Below are 18835 nucleotides of genomic sequence, written 5' to 3'. Positions count from 1 at the left end.
TCAGACCACCACATCCATCCGGGATTGCTGTCCCACGTCGAAGACCCGGCGATAGCGCGCGATCTCATCGGCCGGACCGGTCGCCTTGGCGGGGTTGTCGGACAGCTTGACCGTGGGACGGCCATCGGCCGAGACGGCCTTGCAGACCAGGCTGAAGGGCGCCAGCCCGTCGCCTGCGACAAGCCCGCGGAAATCGTTGGTCAGCAATGTGCCCCAGCCGAAGCTGACCTTGATGCGCCCGTGGAACTGGTGATGCAGTTCCACGATCTTCTGGACATCCAGCCCGTCCGAAAAGATCACCAGCTTCTTCTTCGGATCCTCGCCCCGGTCCTGCCACCAGCGGATCGCGGTTTCGGCCCCCAGGGCGGGGTCGCCGCTGTCGATGCGGATGCCGGTCCAGCCCGCCAGCCAGTCGGGCGCGCCTTTCAGGAAAACGTCAGTGCCATAGGTGTCGGGCAGGATCATGCGCAGGTTGCCGTCATGTTCCTCGTGCCAGTCGGCCAGAACCTCGTAGGGGGCCTCGCGCAGTTCCTTGTCCGTATTCGCCAGCGCGGCATAGACCATCGGCAGTTCATGGGCATTGGTGCCGATGGCCTCGATGTCGCGGCGCATGGCGATCAGGCAGTTGGAGGTGCCGGTGAAGCGTTCGCCCAAGCCCTCGATCATGGCCTGGACGGCCCAGTCCTGCCACAGGAAGCTGTGGCGGCGGCGCGTGCCGAAATCGGCGATCAGCAGGTCGGGCAGGGTGCGCAGAACCTCGATCTTTTCCCACAGGCGGGTCATGGCGCGGGCGTAAAGAACCTGCAGTTCGAACCGCCCCAGAGTTGCCAGAACGGCGCGCGACCGCAGTTCCATCAGGATCGCCAGCGCCGGAATTTCCCACAGCATCACCTCGGGCCACTTGCCCTCGAAGGTCAGTTCGTACTGTCCGTCGCGCTTTTCCAGGTGATAGGGGGGCAGGCGCAGGTTCTCCAGGAACTCCATGAAATCGGGGCGGAACATCTGGCGCTTGCCATAGAAGGTATTGCCGCGCAGCCAGGTGGATTCGCCACGCGTCAGCCGCAGTCCCCGCACATGGTCCAGCTGTTCGCGCAATTCGCCTTTGTCGATCAGGTCGGCCAGCCGGATGTCGGTCGAACGGTTGATCAACTGGAACTGGACCACCGTGTCGGGCCGGTTGCGAAAGATCGACTGGCACATCAACAGCTTGTAGAAGTCGGTGTCGATCAGGGACCGGACGATCGGGTCGATCTTCCACTTGTGGTTGTAAACGCGGGTGGCGATATCGACCATCGGCCCTTACTCCTGATTGACGCCGGCGGCGTGCATGTCGGCGCGGGCGCGATCCAGGCTGCCGTCCAGGTCGATGGCGCGGGTCGCGGATTGGACCACGGTGGCGGTGAAGCCCAGGGTCGCGGCGTCGATCGCGCTCCAGGCGACGCAGAAGTCATGGGCCAGGCCCACGAAGGTCAGATCCGAAAGCCCCCGGTCGCGCAGGTATCCGGCAAGGCCGGTAGGCGTCCGACGGTCGTTCTCGAAGAACGCGGAATAGCTGTCGATCTGCGGGCGGAAACCCTTGCGGATCACCAGGTCGGCGCAGGACAGATCAAGGCCGGGATGGAAATCCGCACCCGGCGTGCCGATGACGCAATGGCTGGGCCACAACACCTGCGGGCCATAAGGCATCCGGGTCAGGCTGAAGGGTTCCGCCCCCGGATGATTGGCGGCAAAGCTGGCATGATCGGCGGGATGCCAGTCCTGGGTCAGCACCACCGCGTCGAAGTCGCGCATCATGGCATTGATCGGTCCCACGATCCCGTCGCCCCCTGCCACGGCCAAGGCGCCGCCGGGACAGAAATCGGCCTGCATGTCGATGACGATCAGGGCGCGCGGCATCGTTTTCCTCCCCCTCCAAGGATAGTCATGCCTAGAAACTGCGGCGCGCCGGGTCAATGGCTTGCAAGACCGGGCATTGCTGGCTAAGGCCGCCGCCATGCTGACCGTCGCCGCGCTGTATCACTTTACCCGCTTTGCCGATCCCGCCGCGCTGAAGGCGCCGCTGGCCAGGGTGGCTTGCGCCCATGGCGTGCGCGGCACGCTGTTGCTTGCGCCCGAGGGAATCAACGGCACCATCGCCGGCACGCGCCAGGGCATCGACGCGGTGCTGGCCCATATCCGGGCCCTGCCGGGGTGCGACGGGCTGGAATGGAAGGAAAGCCCGGCCGAGACGATGCCCTTCGGCAAGATGAAGGTGCGGCTGAAGCGGGAAATCGTCACCATGGGCCAGCCCGATGTCGATCCGACCGCTTCCGTCGGCCATTACGTCGAACCGGGCGACTGGAACGCGCTGATCAGCGCCCCCGACGTGGCCGTGATCGACACCCGCAACGATTACGAGGTTGCCATCGGCAGCTTTGCCGGCGCGGTCGATCCCGGCACGCGCAGCTTTCGCGATTTCCCCGGCTGGTGGCAGGCCAATGCCCACCGCTTCGCGGGCAAGCGGGTGGCGATGTTCTGCACCGGCGGCATCCGCTGCGAGAAATCGACGAACTGGCTGCTGTCCCAAGGCGTCAGCGATGTGTTCCACCTGAAGGGCGGCATCCTGAAATACCTTGAGGATGTTCCCGAAAGCGACAGCCTGTGGCAGGGCGAATGCTTCGTCTTCGACGGCCGCGTCAGCCTGACCCATGGCCTGCAGCCCGGCCGCCACGGCCTTTGCCACGCCTGCCGCTGCCCCCTGGCGCCCGAGGATCGCGTCCGCCCGGAATACGAGGAAGGCGTCAGTTGCCATCGCTGCCTCGGCGAATATGACGAGGCCGACCGCAACCGCTTCCGCGAACGCCAGCGGCAGATCGCGGCCGGAGAGCTAAAATTCGAAGGAAATTCACCCTCGTCAGAAGGGTGACCCCGACGTAACCAGGGACCGATATGTCAATCCGGGTCCACAATGGCGATTATCTACAACGGCACTGCGGCGGCTGACCGGCTGACCGCCAAAAGCGTCTTTCCCTATCGCGACGTCATCCAGATGCAGGGTCATGGGGGGCATGACGAACTGTCGGGCGGCTTTCTCAACCCGAACCGGATTTTCGGCGGGGCGGGGGATGATACGCTTCATGGCGGCGCGGACACCAACCTGCTGGACGGCGGGGACGGAAACGACATCCTGAATGCATGGCAGGGGGATCATTCGATCCTGCGCGGCGGTGCCGGAAACGACAGGATCACCGCGGGATGGGGCGGCGCGGTTCTGGATGGCGGGACCGGGGCGGACAGCATGACCGGCGGCGATGGCGGCGACATCTATGTCGTCGATCATCGGCGCGACGTGATCGTGGAACACTATCGGCCCCGTTATCACAACGATCCCAATCCCGTCGATCAGGTCAAGACGACGGTGGACTGGATCCTGGGCGCGAATCTGGAACATCTGGTCCTGATGGGAAGCGCATCGATCAACGGCACCGGGAACGCGCTGTCCAATGCGATCATCGGCAATGGGGGCAACAACATCCTGAAAGGCGGCGGGGGCGCGGACACGCTGGACGGCGGGTTGGGCAATGACATCCTGGACGGGGGCGAGGGGGTGGACACGGCAAGGTTCACCACCAACACCGCGATTTCCGTCAACCTGGGAACGGTTCTGGCGCAGAACACCGGTGCGGGCACAGACATCATCCGCCATGTGGAAAACGTGGTCACGAGCGCGGGGAACGACCGCATCCTGGGAAATGCCTTCGCCAACGTCCTGGTCGCTGGTTCGGGCAATGACGTGCTGTCCGCAATGGCGGGCAATGACCGCCTGTCAGGGCAGGCGGGCAACGACCGCCTGCAAGGCGGGGCAGGGAACGATGTTCTGACCGGCGGGGACGGGGCCGATCAGTTCCTGTTTTCCAAGGGCGGCGGCACTGACAGGATCATGGATTTCACCGATCGCATCGACCGTATCGTGATCGACAGCGGGGCCGAGACATTTGCCCAGGTCAGGATCGCCGACCTGGGTGCGGATGCCCGCATCACCTTCGGCGACGTGACCGTCATCCTGTCCAATGTCGATCACGCCCTTCTGGGGGTCGCGGATTTCATCTTCGTATAAGGGCCCTCAGCGGGCGTTCCCCAGCCCCCCGGCGGAAATCGCCGCCATGTTCAGGATGTCGTTCACCGTCGAGGTGGTCGAGCAGATCTGGATCGCTTGCGGCACGCCGGTCAGGATCGGGCCGATCACCGTGGCCCCCGCCATTTCCTGCAGCAGCTTGACGCTGATGGATGCCGAATGCCGCGCAGGCACGACCAGGACGTTGGCGGGCCCGGTCAGCCGGCTGAAGGGATAGCGGGCGGCCGATTCGGGATTCAGCGCCACGTCCACGGTCATCTCGCCCTCGTATTCGAAATCGACGCCGCGCCGGTCTAGGACCTCGGTGGCCTTCGCCATCTTCACGGCCCGTTCGCTGACCGGATAGCCGAAGTTCGAGAAGGACAGAAAGGCCACGCGGGGTTCAAGGCCCAGGCCGCGCGCCACGCCCGCGCCGCGGGTGGCGATGTCGGCCAGATCCTCGGCCTCGGGCCATTCATGGACCAGCGTGTCGCCGATCAGCACGATCCGGCCCTTGTGCAGCACGGCGGTGATGCCCACGGCACCGTCCTGCGGGCGCAGGTCGAAGACCTTGCCAAGCTGCGCCAGGACCGGGGCGTTCTTGCGGGTCGCACCCGTCACCAGCCCGTCGCCATGGCCATGGGCCAGCATCAGCGCGGCGAAGACATGGCGGTCGCGGTTGGCAAGCTTGTGCGCGTCCTCTCGGTCCACGCCCCGGCGCTGCAGGCGGGCATAGAGAAACTCGTGATAGGTTTCCAGATGCCGGGAATTGGCGGCGTTGACGACCGTCAGCTCGCGCACGGCGTCGCCCAGGCCCGCGGCTTCCAGCTTTTCCTTCACATCGGCCTCGCGCCCCACGACCAGGGCCTGGCCCATGCCGCCGCGCTGCCAGGCGACGGCCGCGCGCAACACGCGGGGGTCGTCGCCCTCGGCGAAGATCATGCGCGCCTGGCTTTGGCGGGCACGGGCATGGATGCCCTGCAGGATCGCGGCGGTCGGGTCCATGCGGTTCTTCAGCGCCTGGACGTAACCCTCCATGTCGATGATCGGGCGGCGGGCGACGCCGGTCTCCATGCCCGCGCGGGCCACGGCAGGCGGCACGACATGGATCAGGCGCGGGTCGAAGGGCGTCGGGATGATATAGTCGCGCCCGAACTGCAGCTTGCGGCCATAGGCCACGGCGACCTCGTCCGGGACATCCTCGCGCGCCAGTTTCGCAAGCGCCTCGGCGCAGGCGATCTTCATCTCGTCATTGATGGCGCGGGCGTGGATGTCCAGCGCGCCACGGAACAGATAGGGAAAGCCCAGGACGTTGTTCACCTGGTTGGGATAATCGCTGCGCCCCGTGGCGACGATGGCGTCGGGGCGGACGGCATGGGCATCCTCGGGGGTGATCTCGGGATCGGGGTTGGCCATGGCGAAGATGACCGGGTTGTCGGCCATGCTTTCGACCATCGCCTGCGTCACCGCGCCCTTGGCGCTGACGCCCAGGAAGACGTCAGCGCCGCGCATCGCCTCCTCCAGCGTGCGGGCATCGGTCGCGACCGCATGGGCCGATTTCCACTGGTTCATCCCCTCGGTCCGGCCCTGGTAGATGACACCCTTGGTGTCGGCCATGATGCAGTTTTCATGCCGCGCGCCCATGGCCTTCAGCAGTTCCAGGCAGGCGACCCCGGCGGCGCCCGCGCCGTTCAGGACAATCTTCACGTCCTCGATGCGCTTGCCCGACAGTTCCAGCGCGTTCAGCAGGCCCGCCGCGCAGATCACCGCCGTGCCGTGCTGGTCGTCGTGAAAGACGGGGATGTCCATCATCTCCTTCAGGCGCTGCTCGATGATGAAGCATTCGGGCGCCTTGATGTCCTCCAGGTTGATGCCCCCGAAGGTCGGCCCCATGAGCTTGACGGCATTGATGAATTCGTCCGCGTCCTCGGTATCCAGTTCGATGTCGATGGCGTTCACGTCGGCGAAGCGCTTGAACAGGACCGCCTTGCCCTCCATCACCGGCTTGGATGCCAAGGCGCCCAGGTTGCCCATCCCCAGGATGGCCGTGCCGTTGGTGATCACGGCCACCATGTTGCCCTTGGTGGTATAGTCATAGGCGGTTTCGGGCCGGTCGGCGATGGCCTGCACGGGAACCGCGACGCCCGGCGAATAGGCCAGCGACAGGTCGCGCTGCGTGGTCATGGGGGTGGAGGCGACGATATCGAATTTCCCCGGACGCGGCTCCATGTGATAGGCCAGCGCCTCCTCGGGGGTGATGCGGGCGCGGGGGCTGGTCTTTTCGCTCATGGGATCCTCCGGGGGTGGTGGTCCCGTTTAACGTTACGTCACGTCCGGCTCAACATGGATCAGCGACAAATCTGTGTTGCCGCAGGGCGCGGAATTCAGATCGTCACCCTGACGAAGCTGTCGCGCAGGGCGGCGGACCAGGCCGCGCTCATCCGGGCGAAATCGGCGTCGCCTTCCTCGATCCGGCGGCGATGCGTGACGGCGCAGGCGCCTTCCTCGATGATCGCCAGATCCAGCGGCATGCCCACCGACAGGTTCGACCGCAGGGTCGAATCCATCGACAGCAGCACGGCCTTCTGCGCATCGGCCAGGCTGGTGTCCGGCGTCACCACGCGGTCCAGGATCGGCTTGCCGTATTTGTGTTCGCCGATCTGCAGGAAAGGGGTGTCGTCGGTCGCCTGGATGAAATTGCCTTCGGGATAGATCAGGTACATGCGCATGTCGCCGCCCTGCCGCTGGCCCGCGACGATCATGCTGGCGGATGCCTGCTGGCGCAGGTCGCGGCATTGTTCGGCGATCTCGCGCCGAGTGCGCGACAGCGTGTCGCCGATGATCGTGGCGACCTGCAGCATCGTCTGAGCCTTCATGATTGAGGTCGTCTCGTCCGCCATTTCGTCATGGATGGCCTCGTTCAGGCGGGCCAGCGTGGTCTGCGTGACCGACAGGGACCCGGCGGTCATCACCACGATGGCGCGTTCGCCCGGTTCCTCGAAGAAGAACATCTTGCGATAGCAGGCGATGTTGTCCAGCCCGGCATTGGTGCGCGTGTCCGACAGCAGCACAAGTCCGGCATTCAGCTTCAAGCCGACGCAATAGGTCATGGCTGCGTCTTCCCCGTCATGATGGCCGCAATCTAAAGGCGACGGGGTAAGGCCGCAATCGGCCTTTCCATTCACTTTGGCTCAAATATCCGCCGGGGTGAATTGGCCGAAGGCCAAGAGGGGTCGGCAGACCCCTAGCTTTGCGTCTGGCTTTGGCTCTGGTTCTGGAAGCGCTCCACCTCCTCGACACTCACGGCGACATCCAGGGTCTCGATCCCCTGGCCCGCCGCGATCCCCCGGATCGGGGCCGCGTCCGACGCGTCCAGTCCCGAACCCAGCCGGACATAGCGTTCGTCCGGGCAGCAGCGGTTGGCGGGATCGAAGCCCACCCAGCCCAGGCCCTGCACATGAATCTCGGCCCAGGCATGGGCTGCCTCGTGCGGCTCTCCCTCCGTGGTGCTGCGCAGATAGCCCGAGACATAGCGGGCGGGCAGGTCGCGCAACCGTGCCACGGCGATCAGCGCATGGGCATGGTCCTGGCAGACGCCCTGCCCCTGCGCCAGCGCCTCGGCGGCGGTGGTATGGAATTCCGTCTGGCCTGGGGCATAGGCGATCGCGTCCGACACGCTGGCCGACAGCCGATGCGCTAAGGCCAGGGGATCGGCCGCGTCCGTCACCGAACCCGCCAGATCGCGCAGCCCTGCCTCCGGTTCCGTCGCCACGGTGTCGCGCAGATAGGCAAGCGGATGGATCAGTTCGCGATGTCCCCGCAGGACGCCCGCCGTGTCGCGCGTCTCGATCCGGCCGGTGACGGTGACGGTCACCTCCTCGGTCGGGCCGCGCACGGTCCAGCCTTCGATCCAGTCGCCCGCCCCGTCGCGGAAACCGGGGCCGCGGGTGCCCCCCGACACGGTGATCGCCCAGTCATGCGTGCGCTGCCCTTCGAACACCGAAGGCGTCAGGCGCAGGCTTTGCACCAGGTTCCGGACCGGCCGGTCATAGCGATAGACGGTCTGATGAAAGATCCGCAGCTTCATCACGATCCCCCCAGCAGGTAATCCTCATGGACCAGGGTCGAGATCGTGCCGATTTCCCCGATGAACCAGGTCAGGAATTCGTGCAGCCCCTCGTCGAAGACCATGTCGATGTCATGGGCCTGCAAACGGCTCAGCACCTCGCGCGCCTTGTCGCGGGCATTGGTCGGCACCGTTTCGCCATATCGCTTGGCAAGCCCTTCCAGGTTCCACACCGCCTCGTAAAGCGAGGTGATCAGCGACCGCGGGCTTTCCCCGTTCAGGATCAGGAAATCCGCGACCCGTCCCGCCGTGATGTCGCCCCCATAGGCCCAGTGATAGGCCCGATGCGCCGACAGCGCCCGCAGGATCACCTGCCATTGATAGGTGTCCAGACCCGATCCCACGAATTCGATCCGAGGCAGCAGGACATAGTATTTCACGTCCAAGAGCCGCGCCGTCGCGTCCGCCCGTTCCAGCCCATAGCCCAGGTTCATGAAATGCCAGCCGTCGTTGCGAAGCTGGGTCGCATTGATCGCGCCCCTGACGGTCGAGGTGTGGCTGGTCGTCACATCGGTCAGCGCCGCGGTGTCGATCTTGTCGCGCGGCATCTTCTGGATCCGGCGCAGTTCCTGATAGGCCATGTTCAGCGCGTCCCAGACCTGGCTGGTCAGCGCGGTGCGCACGATCCGGCCGGACTCGCGCGCGCGTTCGATGCAGGACATGACGGATGACGGGTTGTCGCGGTCGAAGAAGATGAACTCCTCGATGTTCTCCTGGCTGATCTCGCCGTATTTGTCGGCGAAGAGGCTGGCCGTGCCCGAGGCCTGCAGCAGGGAATTCCATTCGTTCTGATAGCCCGAGGCGGTATTGGGCAGCAGTGTGATCCGCTGGCCCACGTCCAGCAGGCGCGCGGCGGTGTCGGCGCGTTCCAAGTGGCGGCCCATCCAGAACAGGTTCGCGGCGGTGCGGCTGAGCATCTCTGACCCCCTTATTCCGACAGGACCCAGGTGTCCTTGACGCCCCCGCCCTGCGACGAGTTCACGACAAGGCTGCCTTTGCGCAGCGCCACGCGGGTCAACCCGCCCGGCACCAGTTCGATCCGGTCGCCGCACAGGCAATAAGGGCGCAGGTCCACATGGCGCGGCGCCAGCCCTTCGGCGACGAAGGTGGGGCAGGTGGACAAGGCCAGCGTTGGCTGGGCGATATAGTTGCCGGGATCGGCCTCGATCTTCTTGCGGAAGATCTCGATCTCCTCTTTCGTGGACTTCGGGCCGACCAGCATGCCGTATCCGCCCGATCCGTGGACCTCCTTCACCACCAGGTCGGGCAGGTTTTCCATGACGTATCGGTAATCGTCGTCCTTCCACAGCGTCCAGGTCTGGACGTTCTGCAACATCGGTTCCTCGCCCAGATAGAAGCGGACCATTTCCGGCACGAAGGTATAGATCGCCTTGTCGTCCGCCACGCCCGCGCCCGGCGCGGAACAGATCGACACGCCCCCGGACCGATAGACATCCATCAGCCCCGGCACGCCCAGCATCGAATCGGGGCGGAAGCACAGCGGATCCAGGAACGGGTCGTCGATCCGGCGATAGATGACATCGACGCGCTTCGGCCCCTGGGTCGTGCGCATGAAGACGAATTCGCCGTCCACGAACAGATCCGCCCCCTCGACCAGCTCGACGCCCATCAGGTTGGCCAGGAAGCTGTGCTCGTAATAGGCGCTGTTGAAATGGCCCGGCGTCAGGACCACGCAGGTCGGCCGGTCGTTGCACTTGGCGGGCGCGACGGATTCCAGCGTGCGGCGCAGAAGGTCGGGATACTGGTCCACCGGCTCGATCCGGTTGCCGCGAAACAGGCCGGGGAACATCCGCATCATGATCTCGCGGTTTTCCAGCATGTAGCTGACGCCTGACGGGGTGCGGCAGTTGTCCTCCAGCACGAAGAACTCGTCCTTGGAGGTGCGCACCAGGTCGATGCCGATGATATGGGAATAAACCCCGCGCGGGGGCACGACGCCCACCACGGCCTTCTCATAGGCGTCGTTCTGGTAAACCAGCCGGGCGGGAATGCGGCCCGCGCGCACGATCTCGGCCCGGCCATAGACGTCGCGCAAAAAGGCGTTCAGGGCGCGGGCCCGCTGCTTGATGCCGCGTTCCAGCTTGCGCCATTCGGATTGTTCAAAGACGCGGGGCATCATGTCGAAGGGGATCAGCCGGTCGGGGTCGCCGCCTTCGCCATAAACGGCGAAGGTGATGCCGATCCGCCGGAACAGGGCCTCGGCCTCGGCCTGCTTCATCTGCCGGAAATCGGCGGGCATCGTCTCGACCCATTGGCTGAGCCGGGCATAGGGTTCGCGGACCCGCGATCCTTCGTACATCTCGTTGTAATAGCTCATTCGTCCACCCGCTGATCCCGGACCCTTCGCAGGCCTTCTTCCGCTGATGATCGGAGACGGTTTTTTCCAAGTCCACAGAGGAATAGCGGTCGTTGCGCGAAAGTTCCGCAGGCGAGGGCCGTGTTTTGGGCAACAGGGCATCCGCCACGCGGCCGCTGCCGTGATTTCGGGCAATGTGAAGGCGCCGGCCCCATCCTTCGGGACATGTCGTGGCGCTTACCGGATCGTAATCTTTTGCCCTTAAGGCTGGTTTCAGGAAGCGCAGGGGAACGACATGCCGACATTGATCGTCAACGAAACCGAAACCCAGTTGATCGTGGTCGTGGAGGAAGCGCGCATCGATGCCGCCATCGCCACGCGGTTCAAGGACCGGTTGCGGGAAATCGTGCTGCGCGGTCGCAAGCCTGTGCGCCTGGACATGCGGCGTGTCGATTTCATGGACAGTTCGGGCCTTGGCGCGATGATCGCGGTGCGAAAGGCCCTGCCCGAATCCCTTCCGCTGGTCCTGGAAGGGCTGACCCCCAACGTGGAACGCGTCTTCAGGCTGACGCGGATGGACAGCGTCTTCGACATACGACCGGCCACCACCTTACAGGAGTAGTTGTTTCATGAGTTCCAGCGAACGGCAGAATGCCGGACCCAAGCCCCGTCCAGCGATCCGGACGCAGCCGATGTTTCACCGCGTGCTGCAGGCCGAACCCCAGGACGTGCGGCAGACGTTGGAGGATTTGCGCATCCGCTTCGCCAAGGAGGTGAGCGCCGATGCGATGGGGCGGCTGGAACTGGTTCTGGCCGAGGTGATGAACAACGTGGCCGAACATGCAAGCGCCACGGCCATGCCCGCGCCGGACGCCCGGTCGATGCATCTGTGCGTGGTCATGCACGACAACGGGTTGTCCTGCGCCATCACCGACGATGGCGGCAAGCTGCCCGCCGACTGCCTGCTGCCACGGACCCTGCCGGCGCTTGATCCGCTCGACTTGCCGGAAGGGGGGTTTGGCTGGTGCCTGATCCAGGGGCTGACGCAATCGCTGTGCTATTACCGCGAAGGCCAGCGCAACTGCCTGGCATTCACGGTGCCCTATCACGCCTAGTTCAGCGGACCCATCAAGGGATAGCGCCCGTCTTCGAAGTCGCCGAACATCTCGAACATGTCGGGGTGGTCCAGGGGTTCGCCGGACTGGTCCGGCACCAGATTCTGTTCCGAGACATAGGCGACGTAATAGGTCGCCTCCGTTTCGGCATAAAGATGATAGAAGGGCTGGTTCTTGGCAGGGCGCGCGTCTTCAGGAATGGAGTCGTACCATTCCTGGGTGTTGGCGAATTCGGGATCCACATCGAAGATCACGCCGCGAAACGGACGGTTCCGATGGCGGACGACCTGACCCAGGCTGAATTTGGCAATTCGATTGTTCAGCTGCATGAATGTTCCACTGCTTCGGGCCTGCCGGCTGTTTTAATCCCGCAGCGCGATTCTGTCCACCAGATCACCAGCATTTGCACGATTTCCGCGGCTGCCGCGCTTCGGCGGCGACTGCAAGCGGATCCTAATTCGCCCCTGGCCCGCCGGAGGCGTCGGGCGGCAGGGCCACCGTGGACATCGACATCTTGGCGGACCCCTCGCTCAACTCGCTGGCATGGGCCAGATAGATCAGCACCCGGTTCTTGTCGTCATAGATCCGCTTGACGCGCAAGGACTTGAACAGCAGCGACCGGCCCTCGCTGAACACGTCCTCGGGGCGGCCGGGCCGCAGCGTGCCGACTTCGACCGGGCCGGTCATCGCACATTGGATGGCGCTGTTCGAGGGATCCTCGAACCAGTTGCCCTGGCTGAGACGGTCCAGAACGGAGCGTTCGAAATAGGCCAGGTGGCAGGTGACGCCGCCGACGACCGGATCGGCGACCGCCTCGATGACGATGTCGTTGCCGATCCAATCGACGCCGACCTGGGCGATCTCCTCGGCCCCGACCAAGGTGGGCAGCATCAGCAGGGCAAGGGCGGTCAGCCGCATGGCAGGTTCTCCGGTTCCAGGGGCAGGCGGCCGTCGTCGGTCAGCAGATGCACGCCATTCCGTTCGATCACGACCGCGCAAAGGGGGCGCCCATAGGCCGCGCCGCCATCGACATTCAGGCGGTTGCCGTAATGGGTGGCAGTCTGGATCGCGGTATGGCCATGGACGACCAGCGGCCCGTGATCCAGGGGGCTGTTCAGGAAATCCTGCCGGATCCAGACCAGATCCTCCTCGGCCTGGTCTTGCAGATCGACGCCCGGCCGGACGCCCGCATGAACGACCAGGGCCAGCGGATGCAGGAAATACAGCGGCAGCGATGCCAGATAGGCCACATGGGCGCCCGGCACCGCGCGCTTGGCCTCGGCCAGCATCCGATCCGGGGCCAGGGTGGGATCGACGCCATAGGACCGCAGCGTCTCGGGCGCACCCAATGCGGTATGCAGGGTCCAGTGCAGCCTGGAACTGAGGCCCGGATCGACCCAGTCGGGCTGCATTACATATTGCGGCAGAAAGCGGTCGTGATTGCCCCGCGTCACCGTCCAGGGCCGCCCCTGGGCCTGACCGGTCATCAGGTATTCGACAACACCGCGCGAATCCGGCCCCCGGTCGATCAGGTCGCCTACATGGGCGATGACCGCATTCCGGCCACCATCGCGAAAGACGCGGTCATGCGCGGCCTTCAGCTTGTCCAGATGCCCATGGACATCGCCAATGACGTAAAGCCGCATCACCGCCCCGCTGCATGAAAAGCCGCGCCCCCTGCGTAAGGGGACGCGGCGGGATCGTCAAACCTCGAACTGCAGGCGGCGGGCCTGCAGGAACTTGCCGGTCTTCTGCAGCGTGGCCAGGGCCTCGTCGCTGATCGGCTCGTCCAGGTACAGGATCGCGATGGCGTCGTTCCCCTGTGCCGACCGGCCCAACGTGAAGTTCGCGATGTTCACGCCCAGATCGCCAAGCGTCATGCCAAGCGCCCCGATCACGCCGGGCACGTCCTTGTTGCGGGTATAGAGCATGTGCTGCCCGACCTCGGCATCGATGTTGATGCCGCGAATCTGGATGAAGCGCGGCTTGCCGTCGCTGAAGACGGTGCCTGCGATGGACCGTTCGCGCGTGTCGGTGACAACGGTCAGCTTGATATAGCCCTCGAAGACGCCGGCCTTGTCCTGGGTGGTGGTGGCCACCTGAACGCCGCGTTCCTTGGCCATCACCGGGGCGGATACCATGTTCACGTCCGGGTTCGTGGCCTTCATCACGCCCGCGATCACCGCCGCGTTCAACGCGTTCAGGTTCATGGTCGCGGCAACGCCGTCATACAGCACGTTGATCGCCTTGATCGGCTCGTCCGTCATCTGGCCCACGAAGGCGCCCAGATGGCCGGCCAGCTTGATCCACGGCCCCATGACGGCGGCTTCCTCGGCCGTGACCGAGGGCATGTTCAGCGCGTTCTGCACCGCGCCCGTCAGCAGGTAATCCGACATCTGCTCGGCCACCTGCAGGGCCACGTTCTCCTGCGCCTCGGTGGTCGATGCGCCCAGATGCGGGGTGACGACCACGTTGGGCAGGTTGAACAGCGGGCTTTCGGTGGCGGGTTCGACCGCGAAGACGTCAAAGGCGGCACCCGCGACGCGGCCTTCCTTCAGCGCCTCGGCCAAGGCTTCCTCATCGACCAGCCCACCGCGGGCGCAGTTGATGATGCGCACGCCCGGCTTCAGCCTGGCGATGGCCTCGCGCGACAGGATGTTCTTCGTCTTCTCGGTTAAGGGAACGTGGAAGGTGATGAAATCCGCGCGGCCCAGCAACTCGTCCAGTTCCACCTTGGTGACGCCGATCTCCTTGGCGCGCTCGGGCGACAGGAACGGATCATAGGCCAGCACCTTCATGTGCAGCCCCAGGGCGCGGTCGATCACGATCGACCCGATATTGCCCGCGCCGATCACGCCCAGGGTCTTGTTGAACAGCTCGACCCCCATGAAGCGGTTCTTTTCCCATTTCCCGGCATGGGTGCTGGCGCTGGCCTCGGGCAGCTGGCGCGCCACGGCGAACATCATGGCGATGGCGTGTTCGGCGGTGGTGACGCTGTTGCCGAATGGCGTGTTCATCACGATCACGCCCTTCTTCGAGGCCGCCGGAATGTCCACGTTGTCCACCCCGATCCCTGCGCGGCCGATCACCTTGAGGTTGGTGGCGTTCTGCAACAGCTTTTCGGTGACCTTGGTCGCGGACCGGATTGCCAGGCCGTCATACTGACCGATCACGGCGGCCAGCTTTTCCTTGTCCTTGCCCAGGTCGGGCAGATAATCCACCTCGACCCCGCGGTCGCGGAAGATCTGGACGGCGGTTTCCGACAGCTTGTCGGACACGAGAACCTTCGGCATGTCAGTTCATCCTTCTCATGCGGCACCCTTCACCCCAGGGCGCTGTTCATCTTCTGTGTGGAAATATCCTGCAGGGAGTCCGGGGGACGCAAAGTCCCCCGGCTTCGCTTACGCCTGCGCGGCCAATTCGGCGCGATAGGCCCATTCGATCCAGGGCATCAGCGCCGCGACATCGCTGGTCTCGACCGTCGATCCGCACCAGATCCGGAGACCCGCCGGCGCATCGCGATAGGCGCCGGCATCCAGCGCCACGCCCTCTTTCTCCAGCCGCTTGGCCACGGCCTTGGCAAAGGCCGCACCGTCCTTGATGGCCGGATCGGTGAAGCGCAGGCAGACGCTGGTATTCGATGCCGTGGCCGGATCCTCGGCCAGGTCGGCGATCCAGTCCTTGTTGGCGATGAAGTCCCGCACGGCCCTGGCATTGGCATCGGCCCGCGCGATCAGCGCCTTCACGCCGCCCAGGCCTTGTGCCCATTTCAGCGCGACCAGGTAATCCTCGACCGCCAGCATCGAGGGCGTGTTGATCGTCTCGCCCTTGAAGATGCCCTCGATCAGCTTGCCGCCCTTGGTCAGGCGGAAAATCTTGGGCAGGGGCCAGGCGGGGGTATAGCTCTCAAGCCGTTCGACCGCGCGCGGCGACAGGATCAGCATCCCATGCGCGCCCTCACCGCCCAGCACCTTCTGCCAGCTGAAGGTGACCACATCCAGCTTGTCCCAGGGCAGGTCCATGGCAAAGGCGGCACTGGTCGCGTCGCAGATGGTCAGGCCCGCGCGATTGGCCGGGATCGCGTCGCCGTTCGGCACGCGTACGCCGCTGGTGGTGCCGTTCCAGGTAAAGACGACATCCTTGTCGAAATCGACCTGCGCGAAATCGACGATCCTGCCGTAATCGGCCTTGCGGACGGTCGCGTCCAGCTTCAACTGCTTCACGGCATCGGTGACCCAGCCTTCGCCAAAGCTTTCCCAGGCCAGCATCTCGACAGGGCGAGCGCCCAGCAGGGACCACATCGCCATCTCGACCGCGCCGGTGTCGGAACCGGGGACGATGCCGATGCGGTAATCGGCGGGAACGCCCAGGACCTCGCGCGTGAGGTCAATGGCCTCGGCCAGCTTCGCCTTGCCGATGGCGGCACGATGCGAGCGGCCCAGCGGGGCGTCCGACAGCAGGTCCAGGGTGTAATGGGGGATCTTGGCGCAAGGGCCAGAGGAGAAGCGCGGATTGACCGGGCGCGCAGCCGGGATCGTCAGATCCTTCATGTCAGCCTTCCAGCTAAAAGCCCTTCGTTGGGGAAGGGTGTCCCACCGCCGGGAATACGCGGGGCCAGGGCATTGCGCAAGAAGAAATCAGCCGTAGTCGCGCGCCCCGAAGATGGCGGAACCGACGCGGACATGGGTGGCGCCTTCGGCAATGGCGGTTTCGAAATCCGCGCTCATGCCCATCGACAGGTTCGGCAACCCGTGATCGGCGGCCAAGGCGCGCAGCAGGCGGAAATGGGGCAGGGGATCTTCGCCCTCGGGCGGAATGCACATCAAGCCCTGCGCCGACAGGCCAAGGTCGCGGCAGGATGACAGAAAGACCGGCAATTCGTCGGCCAGGATGCCTGCCTTCTGCGGCTCGTCCCCGGTGTTGACCTGGATGAACAGCTGCGGGCTGCGGCCCTGCTGGGCGATCTGCTGGGCCAGCTTGCGGGCCAGGCTCATGCGGTCCAGCGTGTGGATGGCGTCGAACAGCTCGACCGCGGCCCTGGCCTTGTTGGATTGCAGCGGCCCGATCATGTGCAGGTCCACGCCGGGCCAGCGGCTGCGCCAGCCGGGCCATTTGCCCTGCGCTTCCTGCACATAGTTTTCGCCAAAGACGCGGTGACCCGCATCCAGCACGGCGGTCACGCGGTCCTCGGGCTGCACCTTGCTGACCGCGATCAGCGTGACGCTGCCGGGTGCGCGCCCTGCCTTTTCTTCTGCCGCGCTGATGCGGCGCTTGATGTCATCCAGTCCCATGAGGCGACAAGACAAAAAGAAAAGAGCGGGCGCAAGGCCCGCTCTCAAGTCTGACGTCCGATCCGGGGATCAGAAGTCGAAGCGCACGCCCATGTCGGCGGTCACGCGCTCTTGATAGTCGCGCTGCAGCGAGGCGCCCAGACGAGCACCGCCCAGGTCGTAGTTCACGCCGATACCGAACGCGTTGTCGGTCTCTTTCGCTGCCCAGTCACCGCTGTTGTTGGCGATATAGGCTTCGATGTTGGTCAGGCCGTCGGCCAGGGTATAGTCACCGTACAGGGCGACGGTGTTGCCCAGGTCGTCATTCAGCGGGTCGAAGTCAGCGTCGGACGAGGTCAGGCCGACGGGGCTGCCTGCATCGCCGTTGTCGATCCAGTTCAGACCGATGCGGGCGTTTTCCATGACCGCATAGCGGGCACCGATGAAGTACACGTCGTGATCGTCGTTGCCTGCGCCGTTCAGCGCCAGACCAGCCGACAGTTCCAGACGCTCGTTCCAGGTGTAGTCGACCGAGAGGCTGAATTCTTCCTGTTCGTCGACCAGATCTTCGTCGAGGTTGGTCTGGTCCGGGTCGACGTAGGACGCACGAACCGTCGCACCAGCGATCGAGTACTTTGCAGCGATGCCGAGACGGTTCACGTTGCTGTATTTCGAGGATTCGTAAGCGAAGAACGAGCCCAGGGCGTTGCCGCCGACCGAACGGTCATAGGAACCCAGTTCCGTGGCATAGAGCAGGCCAGCCGAGTCCAGGGCGGTATCGACGTTACCGACTTCGACGGTCAGGCCGCTGGAGGTCACGAACAGTTTGCCGGCGTTGACAACGCCGCCATCGCCGCGCGAACCGCTGTTCTGGTCCCACTGCAGGCGGAAGCGCGCGCCGAAGTCCACGCCCTGGTCGGTCGAGGTCGCGGCATCGATGTTCATCCGCAGGCGCGAGATGACCTGGGTATCGCTGCCGCCACGGCCCAGCAGGTCGGTGCCGGTCTGTTGCGCGTCTTCATAATAGATCACGCCGGTACGGCCGTAACCCGAGATGGTGACGTCGGCAGCAGCCGCACCAGCGGTCAGGACCAGCGCGGTGGAGGCGATAAGAGCCTTTTTCATGTCAAGTTCCCTCTTGTCTCTCTGATGCCCAAACCGGCATTACCGCCTTGGGTATGCAGCTTGTTTCCCCTGTCCGCTGCCACGATGCAACGGAATCGCGCCCCTGCCTCAGCCTTGGCGGATTCTGTGATGCACAAGGGCCACACCTTTCTGTGATCCCCCTGCGCGAGACATGCCGGGCCGCGGCCCAAGGCGCTTGTCGGGCAGGGGCGATCCGCGCTAAAGCGTGGCCTGACGCGAAAAACGGGGGACCGCATGAAAATCGCACGCGCCGCGCGCCTGATGATCGCAGCCGGGCTTTGCGCCGGACTGGCTGCCTGCGGGGGCGGGGGGCGGAACGCCGGACCGACCGACAGCCCTGACATGCGCCCCGAGGTTCGCCGCACCACCATCTGGGACGCGTTTCGCAGTTCGGAAAACCCCAACACCACCGTCGGCGTGAACAAGTACCTGTGGAACGCCAGCCTGGAGGTGCTGAACTTCCTGCCGGTGCAGACCGTCGATCCCTTCACCGGGGTGATCCAGACCGGATACGGCACGCCCCCGGGCGGGGGCCGGTCCTATCGCGCCACCATCAAGATCGCCGATCCGGCGCTGGACGCCCGCAGCCTGAAACTGTCCCTGCAAGGGCCGGGTGGCGCAGCGGTCGAGCCGGGAACCGTCCGCGCGGTCGAGGACGCGATCCTGACCCGCGCGCGGCAGTTGCGGATCCAGGACGGGCGGCTGTGACGTCGGCGGGGTAGAACCCCGCCCTACAGGCTGGACCCGCCATGGCGCGCCGTATAAACC

At 65.0% G+C, this 18835-nt stretch carries 19 protein-coding genes; 5 read left to right on the top strand and 14 right to left on the bottom strand.

Going from position 1 to position 18835, the window contains the following annotated elements; genetic code table 11:
- Both pncB and pncA read right to left on the bottom strand, forming a co-directional pair.
- Entirely contained in the window at positions 1-1293 is a 1293-nt protein-coding gene (pncB, locus tag CK944_RS05115; protein WP_103171973.1) for a nicotinate phosphoribosyltransferase, read from the bottom strand.
- Between the two features lie 6 nt (positions 1294-1299).
- Positions 1300-1896 carry a bifunctional nicotinamidase/pyrazinamidase gene (pncA, locus tag CK944_RS05110; RefSeq protein WP_103171972.1) on the bottom strand — a complete coding sequence of 199 codons (597 nt, stop codon included), beginning with the start codon at positions 1894-1896 and terminating at the stop codon, positions 1300-1302.
- 97 nt (positions 1897-1993) lie between these two features.
- Here pncA and CK944_RS05105 point away from each other — a divergent pair, with 97 nt between their 5' ends.
- Together CK944_RS05105 and CK944_RS22815 are read left to right on the top strand one after the other, a co-directional pair.
- Positions 1994-2905 (top strand): rhodanese-related sulfurtransferase, encoded by a 912-nt coding sequence (locus tag CK944_RS05105; protein WP_103172126.1) that lies wholly within the window; start codon positions 1994-1996, stop codon positions 2903-2905.
- Between the two features lie 42 nt (positions 2906-2947).
- Positions 2948-4096, top strand: coding sequence for a calcium-binding protein (locus CK944_RS22815; protein ID WP_146038606.1), 1149 nt, complete (start codon positions 2948-2950; stop codon positions 4094-4096).
- A 6-nt stretch (positions 4097-4102) separates the two neighbouring features.
- Here the strand turns inward: CK944_RS22815 and CK944_RS05085 are convergent, their stop codons facing one another.
- The 5 genes from CK944_RS05085 to CK944_RS05065 form a co-directional block, all read right to left on the bottom strand.
- Positions 4103-6382, bottom strand: coding sequence for an NADP-dependent malic enzyme (locus CK944_RS05085; RefSeq protein ID WP_103171969.1), 2280 nt, complete (start codon positions 6380-6382; stop codon positions 4103-4105).
- A gap of 95 nt (positions 6383-6477) precedes the next feature.
- A complete protein-coding gene (locus tag CK944_RS05080) occupies positions 6478-7203 on the bottom strand; it encodes a peptidase (RefSeq protein WP_103171968.1) in 726 nt (241 codons plus the stop codon).
- A 134-nt stretch (positions 7204-7337) separates the two neighbouring features.
- Positions 7338-8180 (bottom strand): transglutaminase family protein, encoded by an 843-nt coding sequence (locus tag CK944_RS05075; RefSeq protein WP_103171967.1) that lies wholly within the window; start codon positions 8178-8180, stop codon positions 7338-7340.
- Entirely contained in the window at positions 8180-9136 is a 957-nt protein-coding gene (locus CK944_RS05070; RefSeq protein WP_103171966.1) for an alpha-E domain-containing protein, read from the bottom strand. Before CK944_RS05070 ends, CK944_RS05075 begins: the two co-directional genes overlap by 1 nt.
- An 11-nt stretch (positions 9137-9147) precedes the next feature.
- Positions 9148-10557 carry a circularly permuted type 2 ATP-grasp protein gene (locus tag CK944_RS05065; protein ID WP_103171965.1) on the bottom strand — a complete coding sequence of 470 codons (1410 nt, stop codon included), beginning with the start codon at positions 10555-10557 and terminating at the stop codon, positions 9148-9150.
- Positions 10558-10831: 274 nt separating this feature from the next.
- On the opposite strand from CK944_RS05065, the gene CK944_RS05060 reads away from it, so the two are divergent.
- Positions 10832-11158: an STAS domain-containing protein gene (locus CK944_RS05060; protein WP_103171964.1), complete on the top strand. Its 327-nt coding sequence runs from the start codon at positions 10832-10834 to the stop codon at positions 11156-11158.
- Positions 11159-11228: 70 nt separating this feature from the next.
- Positions 11229-11651 carry an ATP-binding protein gene (locus CK944_RS05055; RefSeq protein WP_239985964.1) on the top strand — a complete coding sequence of 141 codons (423 nt, stop codon included), beginning with the start codon at positions 11229-11231 and terminating at the stop codon, positions 11649-11651.
- On the opposite strand, the gene hspQ is transcribed toward CK944_RS05055, so the two are convergent.
- The 7 genes from hspQ to CK944_RS05020 all read right to left on the bottom strand — a co-directional run bounded on the left by hspQ (position 11648) and on the right by CK944_RS05020 (position 18046).
- The gene (hspQ, locus tag CK944_RS05050; protein WP_103171962.1) at positions 11648-11980 is read right to left on the bottom strand and encodes a heat shock protein HspQ; all 333 of its coding nucleotides are present in this window, start codon (positions 11978-11980) and stop codon (positions 11648-11650) included. The genes CK944_RS05055 and hspQ overlap by 4 nt on opposite strands.
- Positions 11981-12104: 124 nt before the next feature.
- A complete protein-coding gene (locus tag CK944_RS05045; RefSeq protein ID WP_103171961.1) occupies positions 12105-12569 on the bottom strand; it encodes a CreA family protein in 465 nt (154 codons plus the stop codon).
- Positions 12560-13297 carry a metallophosphoesterase gene (locus CK944_RS05040; RefSeq protein WP_103171960.1) on the bottom strand — a complete coding sequence of 246 codons (738 nt, stop codon included), beginning with the start codon at positions 13295-13297 and terminating at the stop codon, positions 12560-12562. Before CK944_RS05040 ends, CK944_RS05045 begins: the two co-directional genes overlap by 10 nt.
- Positions 13298-13354: 57 nt before the next feature.
- Positions 13355-14944, bottom strand: a complete 1590-nt coding sequence (gene serA, locus CK944_RS05035; protein ID WP_103171959.1) for a phosphoglycerate dehydrogenase — start codon at positions 14942-14944, stop codon at positions 13355-13357.
- A gap of 108 nt (positions 14945-15052) precedes the next feature.
- Positions 15053-16201, bottom strand: coding sequence for a phosphoserine transaminase (locus CK944_RS05030; protein WP_103171958.1), 1149 nt, complete (start codon positions 16199-16201; stop codon positions 15053-15055).
- Between the two features lie 87 nt (positions 16202-16288).
- A complete protein-coding gene (locus CK944_RS05025) occupies positions 16289-16942 on the bottom strand; it encodes a YggS family pyridoxal phosphate-dependent enzyme (RefSeq protein ID WP_103171957.1) in 654 nt (217 codons plus the stop codon).
- Positions 16943-17011: 69 nt separating this feature from the next.
- Entirely contained in the window at positions 17012-18046 is a 1035-nt protein-coding gene (locus CK944_RS05020) for a porin (protein ID WP_103171956.1), read from the bottom strand.
- A gap of 255 nt (positions 18047-18301) precedes the next feature.
- Here CK944_RS05020 and CK944_RS05015 point away from each other — a divergent pair, with 255 nt between their 5' ends.
- A complete protein-coding gene (locus CK944_RS05015) occupies positions 18302-18775 on the top strand; it encodes a DUF3576 domain-containing protein (RefSeq protein WP_103171955.1) in 474 nt (157 codons plus the stop codon).
- The last annotated feature ends 60 nt before the right edge of the window (positions 18776-18835 follow it).

Origin of the sequence: Paracoccus sp. SY, assembly GCF_002901215.1 — a bacterium.
In the GTDB taxonomy this organism is placed as follows: Bacteria; Pseudomonadota; Alphaproteobacteria; order Rhodobacterales; family Rhodobacteraceae; genus Paracoccus; species Paracoccus acridae.
The sequence above is the reverse complement of the archived record's forward strand: the minus strand, read 5'-3'. Positions and strand labels throughout refer to the sequence as shown.